The organism is Ralstonia sp. Ralssp135, assembly GCF_047304345.1.
In the GTDB taxonomy this organism is placed as follows: Bacteria; Pseudomonadota; Gammaproteobacteria; order Burkholderiales; family Burkholderiaceae; genus Ralstonia; species Ralstonia chuxiongensis.
On sequence record NZ_JBGLYZ010000039.1, the window covers coordinates 36631 to 48639 of the forward strand.

Here is a 12009-nt window from a genome sequence, read left to right on the forward strand (position 1 = left end):
GTGATCACGCGCGGATCCCGTGTGCCGTCAGCCATGTACGGATTGCGTTTCCCTTCAACCGCCCACCAACTCAACGCAGCAACGCACCAGCGCTGGCCAAGTGGGCACGAATGGCCCGTGCATTGCGCGCGGATGCCTGAAAGGCCAGCGTAAGAGTGCGAAACGACAGGAACGGCTGCCCGCCCGAAAACACGGCGCGGCATCCGAAGTGGTGAACCGTCGATTGCGGCTGAGAAGGGAACGTCAACGTGCTTGCAGATACACCCGCCGGCGCGGGGCTGCATCACCGCATCAACCGCGATGGCAGAAGGTGTTTTGAGGATGTTTGAATTTCCGGCAACCAAACCGTTGCCGGCGCGGCACAGATGGCCACGCGTGCGTGCATTACTTGAGCGATCCGCCAGCTTCAAGGGCGGCAAGCCCGATTGCACTGCGTGACTCCACGCCAATCTTTTTCATGATGTGCCCCACGTGGGTGCGCACCGTCCAGTAACTCATGTTCAGGGCCAGGGCGATCTGCTTGTCTGACATGCCCTTGAGCATGAGGTGGCAGACCTCGCCTTCGCGCACGGTCACGCCAAACTGCTGCTGGAACCAGGCGGATGACCCCACGCCCCGTGCGATGAGGTGAATCCGGCAACCGAGCGCAGGGCCATCGGGGGCGGCCAGTCGCTCCACGCAAAACCCGAAGCCTTTCCACTGCCCGTGGCGTGATCCGTTGGCCGCCTCTGTCAATTGCTGATAGAGCGCGTCACGCTCTTCAACGCAAAGTCCAATCATGATGGCGCGCGCCTTTGCGTTGGGCAGGGGCGGTGGCTTGCCGTCGAGCATGAATGTCGGCACGTGCGCACCGGCATCAGCAGCAGCGCCGACTTCCCCCACTTCCTGGATGACGCGAAGTTGATGCGCATTCAGCAGATGCGGCTTCAAAAGGCTCAACAGCAATGTCTCGCGATCGCCAAAACGCTTGTTTGGATCGCTGGTGCTGAACCGATAGTCCAGCAGCATCCCGTTGGCATCTGGCAGGCGCAGGCTGATGCCCGGATACGCCCTATGCCGACACAAAAAATCTGTGAAGTATTCAGACTTGCCCCAGTCAGAGCGGCTGATCTTCCGCTCGATCACGACAGGTTCAAAGCTGCCCGTCAGGCACTGCGCAATCGAGTCGACCCCATGGAAGTACTGCTGATACTCACCGCGCATGGCCTGGTCTCGGCCCCACAGCGCGCTTGGTCGTGTCTGGTGGATGCCGTCACGCCCCCACTGGATATGCGCCGCAAGATCGAAATGCAGGAGTGACCCCAGCTTCTCTGCCACTTCCGGGCGGTCGAGAACGCTGCAGCTCGATGCCTCATGCAAATGCCCGGTGATATCGAGCAGTGCTCGCAGTTCAGCTGTCGAGAGGTCCATCGATCGCTTGGGCGGCTCGCCACTGGTGTTGAGTCTGAATAGTCATCGTGGGGCTCCAGGCGCGCCAATCAATACAAATACAAACAGGTATATCGGCACAACGGCCGAGGCCTATAGCCGGTGTACTTCAGATCCCGCCCGAACGCCTAGCGCACGTGCACCGCGCTGGCGATCGCTATCCATAGCGATGGTTGCAGGCCGCTCGATTTTGCGATAGTGCGCCTGACAAAGGCAGGTTGCCACGGCTGCGAGCCGTCATCACCGGCCTCTGCCTGCCTTCAGTCAGGTTGCACCGTGCTTTTCGAAGAGGAACCCGCATGCCAGCGCGAACACCACCGTCGACCCGTCCGCCAGACTTATGCCGTCCTGGCCTTCCATCGACCGCCATAGTTGCGCGCTGGGATGCTGCTGCCACGTCGCTGGCCGTCATCTTTCTGGACACATCGCTGCTCAACGATTCCACCTGGCTGCCTTCACAGCCCACGCTGCAGCCCATGGCGCTGGAAGACGTGCAGCAGATGCTAAGCGGCGCTTTGAAATCGCTTGAGCCGGCCAGCGGCATCGAGCCCAGCCCATCGCCCACCACGCTGGAGCCCAAGCCGCTCACCCCGCGCCAGTGCGACATCCTGAAAGAGGTAGCCTGCGGCCGGTCGAACTCAGAGATTGCCGAACGGCTGCACATCAGCGTCGAGACCGTCAAAACGCACGTGCGCCAACTGCTCGTGCGCATGGGTGCACGCAACCGCACAGAGCTGGCCACGATCTATCAACGCACGCGCTAAGGCGCGCCACGCGCCACTTGTATGGCGCGACGTTTTGCGTGCGATACGTTTTGATGTGGAGCACAGCGCGGCCGCTTACGCTTAGTCCGGCCTGCTGGCATGGGTCATCACATGGCCGATTGCCGCATGTGACTCCATTGGGCGCTGCCCGAGCACCCCAACGCGCGCCGATTCAACCAACGCCGCCTGCACTGCGAGTGCGCGCAACATGCGCGCACCCTTCAGGCCGTGACGCGTGGTTCGGCAACCTTGCGATGTGGCGCTACCTCAGCGCGCCAGCGTCGCAACCTCCGCGGCACTCAATGCACCCGCCTGAACGCGGAAGCCCTGAATGCGCCCGTTGAACGATGGATGCGCCCAATTGCGGCCCAGGAAGGTGACCTGATCGCCAACCTGGCGCGGCGACAGCAGCATGTCTTCGTTCTTCCCCACCTCCGTGCCGTCTACATAAAGGCGGCAGGTGTTGCCCTGCAGCGTGACCGCCACATGGACCCAGCGGCGAATCGGCATGGCCCACGGCGCTTCCACAACCTGCGCATCATTGAACGTTGCGCCAAAGATCATGAAACGCAGCACGCCCGTGCCGGACTGCGGCGCAATGGCCATGGCTGCATTCGCGTCCTGCCCTGCGTAGAACATGCAGCTATCCCAATGCAGCCCATTCGCGTAGGCCCAGAAAGAAATGCTGAAGTCGTCCAGGTCAGCAAACAGCCCAGACGGCAACTGCAGGCCTGCCTTCTGGCCGTCGAACGCGATGGCCTTGTCGTTGACGCGCCCGTCACCCCAGGTTGCGCCATCCAGCAGCGTGCCCTGCACCAACGTCCGGGTGCCGGCGGCGGTCAGCACCGCGCCGACCGTGCCGGTGCTGTTCGGGTCGTTCAGCGGCAATGACAGACGCAACTCACCCGGCACAGCAATGCGCGCCACGTTGGAGCCCGTGTTCGGGGCACCGTTGCCCTGCGCGGTGATCTGATAGAACCAGATGCCGTTGGGCGGGGTATCGCTATAGGTGAGCAGCTCGCTGGCCGAGACCGTGCCCAGCAGGCTGAAGGGGCCGTTGGCCTGGCTGGCGCGCTTGACCGCATACGACGTCGCGCCCACGCTGCCCCACCACGACAACACAACGCGGTTGCCGCGCAAATGCGCTGTGAGCCCAGACGGCGGCTTCATCGGCCCGGCATAGGGCGAGAGACGCTGCGTGAGCGTGGGGTACATCACGTCGTCGCTGCTGCCGCCGTAGTTCGGCTCGCACCACGTCACCATGCGCGCAACGTTGGGCGCGGCCACCCCCATGCGATTGACGTAGTGGTTGTAGATGGGCTCCCACGCGTTGCGGCGGTGCTGGAACGACTGGTTCACCTCCGTCCACGGTGCCGGGTGCGGGGCGGTGGGGTTCTGCTCGCGTGCATAGGGCATCGCGTAGGGCTTGCCGTTCTCGTCCAGCAGGTTCGATCGCGCCACGTACTCGGCGGCTGAGAGGAAGCGGTTGTTATAGAGCCCGTAGAGATCGTCGCCCTGGTTCCAGGCCATCTCCATCAAGTCCCCACCCAGCGACATGCCGAGCGTGGAGTGGCCCTGGTCGCGGCCGCTTTCTTCCCACTGGCCAAAATGGCCCGGGTGCATGTAGTACACGCCGTGCACGATCGAGCCGTTGCCGAAATTGCGCAGCTTGCCCCGGTTGTTGCCCGCGTAGCAGTCGTAGGCCAGGCGGTACAGATCCGGCTTGTCGCAGAACACGCCGATGGCCATGGCGCCCGCCATCGAGGCCATGTCCCAGTTGGCATGCGAGCCGATGCGCCCGTCGCTGAGGAAGTTCGAACAGATGGGCGCGAAGACGTTGAGCAGCATGTCCTGAAAGCGCTTCAGGCTCGCGGGTGCCCAGCCGGAGTACGTGCGCAGGACTTCGCCAATCTGCGCCAACTGGTGGCCTTGAATGCCGGCCAGGATGATGAAGGTGTGGTCGTCATGGGCGGTCGAGCCCGGCGGCACCGTTCCGATCACCTTCAGGGTGCTGGCCCAAGCGTCCAGGAACTCCACCGCCTTATCGGCATAGCGGTTGTCTTGCGGGTCAGACAACTTCCAGTGCAGCACCAGAGACCACGCGCGCCAGATGTCCACGTACAGGTTGTTCTTGCTGCCATCGGCCCGGTAGACGGCGGGCAGCGGGAAGGGCTTGGTGTCCAGGGCGCCGAAGTGGTCGACGCCAAGCGTGTTCCACCAGTTCGTCCACGGCTGATCACCAGCCTTGATATGTGCACGGATGCGGGTGAAGGCATCTTCAGTCACCAGCAGCCCCGGATGGTGGAAGACGCCACTCTCATAAGCCGACGCAGCCGTGGCAGGTGCTGGAGTGGCCGGGGCGGTCGGGACGGTCGGAGCCGCACCGCCTGTTTTCCCCTCCGGCTGGCCTAGCCCCGCTGCGGAAGCGTCTTCGCCCCCTCCGCCGCACCCCGGCAAAAACGGCAACAAGGGGAAGAGCCCCAGACCCAATGACAGCGCTCGACGCACAGGATTAGGCACCGCGCCGACGCTGGCGCGTTCCACGGATTTTTTCATCATGTATTGACCCGACCATCTTTTTTTAATGGCGCAACCGTATGGCAGCGTGCGAAGCCGCGTCAACGCAAATGGCCAAACGGTGAGGATTTTTGAGTGTTTGGGTGTTCGGGTGTTCGGGCGTGCGGCCGGTCGAACTCCGAGATTGCGGAACGGCTGCACATCAACGTGGAAACCGTTAAAAGCCACATGCGCCAACTGCTCGGGCGCATGGGAGCGCGAAACCGCACTGAGTTAGCGACGATTTACCAACGCAGTCGGTAGGGGTGGTGTTTAGAACTCGCTTGGCTGCACTGAGCCCGACCACAGACGCTTCGCTCCACCGAGCGCGTCTTCCCTCTTCATCCCTGTCAGCTTGCCGGATTGCGTGCCATGACGACCCACGCGGCGCCGTTGATCATCACCGACCGCTCACCGGGAAGGCCCGCAAAGGCGGCACGAACGGCGGCCGAGGCGCGGGCGCGGATGTCGTCGGGCTGATCAGCGAGCACCCGCGACAGCGGGCCGACTTCGAGCGTCATCTTCACTGCGTCGTCGATTGCGGCGTCCCGCGTTTCGCCCTCGCCGAATGGGACGGCCGCGTCAAATGGCGAGATAGCGATATCGGCAAAGCCAGCCGCCGTCAGGATGCGTGCCACGCGTTCCCTGTCACCGAACGAAAACGGGCCGGGCGCTTCGGGATTGGGCAGCGCGCTCGGCGGGAGGATGTCCTTGAGCGCGCCCACTGGCAGGCGCATCCAATCGTTCTCGGCCGCACCGCGCCAGCAAACGAAAGCGACCCGGCCGCCCGGCCGGAGCGCACGTCGCATATGCGCGAACGCCGCTGTCGGATCGTCGAAGAACATCACGCCGAAACGCGAGAACAGGATGTCGAACGCGCCTTCGGGCAGCGCTGCGCTACTGGCGTCGGCCACCTGAAACAGCGCCGGCGAATCCTTTGGCGCAAGCGCGCGCGCTCGGTCGATCAGCGGTTCGGATATGTCCACGCCCAGCACTTGCCCCTCCGCGCCAACGCGGGCTGCTAGAGCCAGACTCGACGCGCCCGCGCCGCAGCCGATGTCCAGCACGCGCTCGCCCGCTGCGGGCGCGGCGGCTTCTATCGCGGCCTGGCCGAACACCGCTACCAGAGCGTCCAGCCGGGCCTGGTTGGCGACCCAGCGCTCACCGCTTTGACCATTCCAGTCACCGACCTGATCAGCACTTTGCTTTGCCATGTCATCTCCTTGACTTGACGATCCGCCTTTCACCGCGTCGGTCTACGCCAACCTTTTCGAAGGCGACGACGCAACGAGAACAGGGAATCTCTGCACTCAAACAACCATCGACTGCTGGGCGAAGATGCCCGCCATCGCACCCTGCGAGGACGCCTGGGTAACGGAGGGCAAGAACGGCGTGGCGAGGTCGCCGGCGGCGTAGATGCCGGGCATGCTGGTTTGGCGTCGGTCGTCGACGTTGAGGACCACGCCGGTGGGCGTATCGAGCGTGGCGAGGCCCAGGGATTCATGCAGGCTTGCGGACGGCTTGTTGCGCGGATTGGCGAACAGGATGTCGACCGCGACATTGCGGCCGGTATCGAGATTGACGGTGGTGATATGGCCCTTCTCGTGGGCGATCTCGACGATCCGGCCATCGACGAGAGGGATGTTGCGGCGCGCCAGATCGGCCTGAATATCGGGCGCAATGTCGCGACCATCGGCGAAGACAGTCAACTTGTCAGTCCAATCGCGGAACAGCTTGGCAGACTGATACGACTGCGGGCTGGACCAGACGAGGCCCCAATGCTGGCCGGCGACTTCAAAGCCGTCGCAATACGGGCACGGGACGATGGACGTGCCCCAGCTTTCGGCAAAGCCCGGCACATCAGGCATCTGGTCGGCGACGCCATAGCTCAGGATCACGCGGCGCGCCCTCAGGGTTTCGTGATCGTCAGTGATGACGCAGAAATCGTCGATGGCGCCAGACACGCTCTCGGCCCGGGCGTGGACGAGGCTGACTGTTGGATAGCGCGCAAGCTGCTGCCGCGCCTCGGCCAGGATGTCCAACGGCGGCTTGTGATCGTGGCCGAGCAGGCCATGCGAGTGGCCGGCAAAGCGGTTGCGTGGCCGGCCGGTATCGAGAACGGTGACCTTGCGGCGGGCACGGCCAAGCTGCAGGGCGGCGGCGAGGCCGGCAAAGCTGCCGCCGATGATGATGACGTCATTCATGGTGATGGGGCTCCGTGTTGTGGATGAGGGGTGGGCCGGGGAAACCTGATCTGCACAACCGGTTGAAACCTGCCCTTGTCTTGCACATTGCGATACTGAGTGGTATCGTATTAACCAATTTCAATACTGTCAAGTACCGTAATTGCCGTGACCGAAAACAACCAAAGCCGGCGCGGCCGGCCCGCCAACGAAGCGCTTCGCCAAACGATCGTCGACGCCGCCTGCGAACTCTTTGTGGAATTGGGTTTTCAAGCGACGACGATGGACAAGGTCGCGCAGCGGGCGAAGATATCCAAGCTGAGCATCTATCGGCACTTCGAGAACAAGGAGGCGCTGTTCAGCGCAGCCATGGTGGCCCGCTGCGATCAATTTGCACCGCAGGCCCTTTCTGAAGGCGTCGACGGTTCGGCCGAAGATCAGCTCATGGCGGTGGGGTCATCCCTGCTGCGCACGCTGCTGAGCCCGGACGTCCGCAGTGTCGAAGCCATGGTTTTGGCCGACAAGACGAATCAAAAGGCGTTAAGCAAGCTCCATTACGAAGCCGGGCCGGCCAATGTCGTCGCCCACATCGAGGCCGTATTGCGTCAGTTGCACGCGAAGGGGATGCTGAACGTGCCCGATACGCACCTGTCCGCCCGTTTGTTTGGCGCGCTTTTCAAAGGATCCGATCTGCTGCTGATCGCGCGCTTCGATGAAGCCACAGCAGAGGATGACAACGAAATCGAATCCTATTGCCGGGCGGCCGTCACCATGTTCATCGCCGCGCACGGTGGCACCTAACGGTGCGCTTTCACGGCCGATGAAGAACACGGAAATTCTGACGGGCCCGGAAATCCCGACAGGCCCGGCCTGCCGGCTGCCCCCCTTGGCCCCGCGCTCCGAGTTCTGAACTCGACGTTCGAAGCTCCAAGCTCGGCATGTGGAGTTCGGAACCCCTCGCTTGGAGTTCTGAAGCCCATCTTTGGACCTCTGAGCCCCACGGTTGGAGCTCCGAACCCCATGGTTGGACCTCTGAGCCCCATCTTTGGAGTTCTGAACCCCATGGTTGGGCCTCTGAGCTCCATCTTTGGAGTTCCGAACTCCATGGTTGGACCTCTGAGCTCCATCTTTGGACCTCTGACCCTCATCTTTGGGCCTCTGAGCCTCATCTTTGGGCCTCTGAGCCTCATCTTTGGGCCTCTGAGCCTCATCTTTGGGCCTCTGAGCCCCATGTTCCGAGTTCAGAGCCCCACGTTCGGCCCTCCGAGCTCCGATATATCGGACCTTTGACTGCGGCGAATGGACCTCTGACCCCGGCGTTTGACAGTTTTAGCTCGGCACGCGGGTCTCTGACCTCGGCGCGCGAGTGTTTGAGCTCGAAAATTTGAATGTCTGCGAGCGGCGCTTGGGTGTTGGCGCTCGGCGTTTGGGCCTCAGACCGTGGCGGTCGGGCCTTTGAGTGTCGTGCATGGCCCTTTGGGCTCGGCACGTAGAGGGCTGGGCGTTGTGCCCTGGCTTGGCGCCCCCGCCCGTCGCGGGTTCGCTTTTACTGCTGTTTTTATTATTTCAGCTTGTTCGCGCGCTGAAGCACGCTCAGAACTTCCCACCGGTACAAGTCCACTGTCACACCATCCAGCGACGTCAGCATGAAAGCGCCAATCGCATCCAGAAACCCGGCCTGATACTCAAGGGCCTTGTTCTGGACGCGAAGTTGGTATTCCAAGCGCAATGTCTCGGGGATGAACTGCCGCTGCATCTTCATGTTCATCTGGGTGCGCCGCAGATAATCCCGCCCGCTCAGAGCGCCTTGTGCATACAGGAGATTGTCTTCAATGCTCATCGGGCACCTCCGGACGGAGGACGTTGCGCGATGCAGGTGAAGTGACAGTTTGCGGGGCGATGCCCGCGTGGGATGGGTACAGCTTGGGTCGGTTGATCCATTGTCTTGCCTCTGGTTGAGTGAGGAGCCACCCACCGGTGAGGGTGGGCGGGCACACGACAAGGTCTGCAATACCGACGATCCATCAAGACGGCAGGGCCGAAGCCCTCCCTGCCGAGGCCCGCCCGTAGGGGCGAACGACAGCAGCGGTAGAAACTTGATGTTTCTTCCGGACGGATCGATCGAGATTGCAGTCTCGGCTGCGGTTGTTGCCGCAGCGAGGGGGAGTTTAATCGGCACTTCCACAAAAAAGCAAGACCAATACTAAAAAGCTACTCTCTATAGAAAGAAATAGATACGCATTATTCCAAGGAAATTCCAATTCTTTCGGGAAGACCAATTTGGCAGTACCTCATCGTCTCGAGCAACGGATTTTCATTCTTAATTTTTTCGACCACACGATCTTCTCCGCAACCGATCTTCTCTGACAACTTACTGATCACGACATCAAACCAATCATCCCGGAGTGAATTTATCCTTAAATTTGCCTCCAAATGAATTTCGTGGAAATGCAACGGATCAAGAAGCCCAATTTCAATAAAGTAACGCAGAACATCTGTCACATATGACATTCTTAAAAATCCGGATATAAAAGTTCTCCAAGTCACGAAATCAAACCCAAGTCCCTTTATGGCCGGCAAAAATGCATCAATTCTATATATTATTCGCGCCATGAATGCCGCACTACTTAGTCCGTCAACAGGCAAAAATGTCCCCACAACGCTGTAAGCCCCAGAACGGAGGAAACCATTTGCCACAGAGGCATGAGACCCCCCGATGGGAGCAGTAGAACACGCACTGAGCAAAACTATAGGGGGGATTCTTGCAACGTGTGCAAATTCCCATGTATTACATCGCTCCTTCCCCAGCTGAAGCCAGCCGATTGAGTCCTCTCCGTCATGCCCTCCATGACAATCAAAAACCACAACATAGCCGTCAAATTCGTTTAACGCAGAAATTGCCTCTTCTTTACTAGCAACATCCACAAAATTTACTTTTATTCGCTCGCTAATATCAAAACCTTCCACCGTCCTTTGCAATACAGGTTTCAATGGATCGTTTTCTTCAAAAGAACGTACCACTAGAATTTTGTGCAATCCACTCTCACGAATTGCTATTGGATCCCCGCTGGCAGCGTACTGCAAGACAAAATTTCCTGGAGTCATCGGAGTTCTTGATATCTCGTGACTCATCATCAACGGAAGTTTATCTATATAAACCCACTCCAACGGTACATCACTACAAACTCTGCAAAAACGACTTCTTTTCTTCAAAAAATCTATCGTTAAATCACCAACATCTGATTTTAGTGACTTTATATAAGACGCAAATGCCCTCTGCACTTGTTTCTCATTGTTTTTTCCACCACGTTTTGACAGTATTTCTATATTTTTTAGCGCCGGAAGATTTAAGTTCACAGAGTTTGCTATCCGCAAACTAGGAGAGCTCCAAATATTGGACATAATTGCAACGGACAAACCCGTTGCAGCTATCTCAGATTGACGAATCTGTAAAATTGGCCCTAGGATTGGATCGTGGTACGGATTCATCTTTTTGACGTCATCCATCTCGATTTGAAATCCGGAGTACGATCTACCCCTAAATGTCAATTCAAGGAGCTTTCTTTTCCACTTTTCCTTGATTTTCCTAACGATTTGATTCCATGAATTACTCTTGAAATCATAGAAAGCCACGGCTACCGAGGGAGAGTAGACAATAACTTCAGCGTTCCTATTTTCCGACGTAACCAGCTGGCCCAAAGTAGCGACAGCGGCATCGACTATCAGCTTCTCTGCCTCGTGTTTGTCTGCAAGCACCTGACCTTGCGGCCCAGTCACCGAGTAACCTAAACTTTCCAAGAATAGTTGATTCGGATAGGTCACACCGTGCATGGCTGATATTTGAAGAGGTACGTCGTATTTTTCTCTCCTTTCGACTCCCGAATGTGCGTCAAGTCCGGCGATAGAATAAAGAACCTCGTCGAGACTATGACAATATGGCTTCTTAAAATCCGTCGCATCGATAACATCCTCATCAGAGACGGTAGAAACTATTAAAAAACTCCCGTCACCATCGGATTGCGTCTTCTTCACTTGTGCCACATCTCTCGGCAAGCACATAAATATCGTGATGCAATCCCTCTCTTTCAGAGAAAATTTGTCCAGCGTCTGCACCCCAACTGCCGCAATGTTTTTCGCTGCACCTCGACGCCGAATTTCCAGAAGCTCTTCTTGTTTAGCTGACAACTCATCTAGCATTGATGGGAGACAGCAGACAACTTCGAGCAAATATAGAAATTCCTTTTCAGTAACTGCACTATTCCAGCCTTGAAATGGAGTCACATCAAAATTTGAAACAGACTCGGGAACAACAATCACATATTTTATCCGCATGGACCAAGCATCCAATTTCGACTAATAACTTAAAAATCTGAAAAATCAGACACGAAGTAACTTGTATTACTTTAGCAAATCGATATGGCTAAAATATTCACCACTACAACCATTGGAGGATTTTTTCATTACTGGACTTTTTACCTCAACGAATTAAGCACTCCTCCCCATCTGCAACGTATACCGACACCCCATCCGGTAATTGCTGCACCCCCAAAACGCCCCACTCTTCCCATTCCGCGCCACCAACTTCACCCCGCAAGCCGGGCACGAAGGCGTGCGGTAATCCCCCTCAAACACCTTCGCCAGCAGCGCGGCCTGTTTGTCTTCGGCCAGCGCGCGGATGCGCTCAAGCACCGCCGGCCCGTCCAATAGCTGGATACCGGCAAGCTCTGAAAACTCCTGCACCGGGTTGCCGACATAACCCGACAAAGACCAGAACACGCCCCGCTTGACCATGTGCGCCAGCATGGAGCCGCCCAGCGCCCGCACCTGCTCCACCTTCACGGGCTTGGACCACGCCTTGCACTGGACCACCGCCACGGGCGCGTCCTGGCCGGCCTTGTACAGCGTGGCGTCAATGCCGCCGTCTGCGCCGTGCGGCACCGTCTTCACCGCAAACCCCATCTGTTCGTAGTACTGCACGCACAGCAGCTCAAACCGCTTCCACTCAAGCGACTGGATGGCCTCCAGCGTCCAGTTCTGGGGCGTGGCGGGTTCTGCCGGTGTGGGGGCTTGCGGGGGTG

Annotated in this window: 10 protein-coding genes; 3 read left to right on the plus strand and 7 right to left on the minus strand. The window is 58.9% G+C overall.

Annotated features, from left to right (window positions below; translation table 11 throughout):
- Nucleotides 1-384: 384 nt before the first annotated feature.
- Nucleotides 385-1410, minus strand: coding sequence for a response regulator transcription factor (locus ACCD03_RS21245; protein ID WP_413412801.1), 1026 nt, complete (start codon nt 1408-1410; stop codon nt 385-387).
- A gap of 317 nt (nt 1411-1727) precedes the next feature.
- Between ACCD03_RS21245 and ACCD03_RS21250 the strand changes: the two genes are divergently transcribed.
- Nucleotides 1728-2192: a response regulator transcription factor gene (locus ACCD03_RS21250; protein WP_082076130.1), complete on the plus strand. Its 465-nt coding sequence runs from the start codon at nt 1728-1730 to the stop codon at nt 2190-2192.
- Between the two features lie 267 nt (nt 2193-2459).
- Here ACCD03_RS21250 and ACCD03_RS21255 read toward each other — a convergent pair whose 3' ends face one another.
- Nucleotides 2460-4478 (minus strand): LamG-like jellyroll fold domain-containing protein, encoded by a 2019-nt coding sequence (locus tag ACCD03_RS21255; protein WP_413412802.1) that lies wholly within the window; start codon nt 4476-4478, stop codon nt 2460-2462.
- 366 nt (nt 4479-4844) lie between these two features.
- Between ACCD03_RS21255 and ACCD03_RS21260 the strand changes: the two genes are divergently transcribed.
- Entirely contained in the window at nt 4845-5012 is a 168-nt protein-coding gene (locus ACCD03_RS21260) for a response regulator transcription factor (protein ID WP_413412803.1), read from the plus strand.
- An 86-nt stretch (nt 5013-5098) separates the two neighbouring features.
- On the opposite strand, the gene ACCD03_RS21265 is transcribed toward ACCD03_RS21260, so the two are convergent.
- Entirely contained in the window at nt 5099-5962 is an 864-nt protein-coding gene (locus tag ACCD03_RS21265) for a class I SAM-dependent methyltransferase (protein ID WP_413412804.1), read from the minus strand.
- Between the two features lie 96 nt (nt 5963-6058).
- Nucleotides 6059-6952 (minus strand): NAD(P)/FAD-dependent oxidoreductase, encoded by an 894-nt coding sequence (locus tag ACCD03_RS21270; RefSeq protein ID WP_413412805.1) that lies wholly within the window; start codon nt 6950-6952, stop codon nt 6059-6061.
- 147 nt (nt 6953-7099) lie between these two features.
- On the opposite strand from ACCD03_RS21270, the gene ACCD03_RS21275 reads away from it, so the two are divergent.
- On the plus strand, nt 7100-7732 hold the full coding sequence (locus ACCD03_RS21275; protein WP_413412806.1) for a TetR/AcrR family transcriptional regulator: 633 nt from the start codon (nt 7100-7102) through the stop codon (nt 7730-7732).
- 760 nt (nt 7733-8492) lie between these two features.
- On the opposite strand, the gene ACCD03_RS21280 is transcribed toward ACCD03_RS21275, so the two are convergent.
- From ACCD03_RS21280 to ACCD03_RS21290, 3 genes are all read right to left on the minus strand, one after another.
- A complete protein-coding gene (locus ACCD03_RS21280; protein WP_253535479.1) occupies nt 8493-8771 on the minus strand; it encodes a hypothetical protein in 279 nt (92 codons plus the stop codon).
- A gap of 401 nt (nt 8772-9172) precedes the next feature.
- A complete protein-coding gene (locus ACCD03_RS21285; RefSeq protein ID WP_413412807.1) occupies nt 9173-11248 on the minus strand; it encodes a CHAT domain-containing protein in 2076 nt (691 codons plus the stop codon).
- A gap of 168 nt (nt 11249-11416) precedes the next feature.
- A partial coding sequence (locus ACCD03_RS21290; RefSeq protein WP_413412808.1) for a restriction endonuclease occupies nt 11417-12009 on the minus strand: 593 nt, incomplete at its 5' end.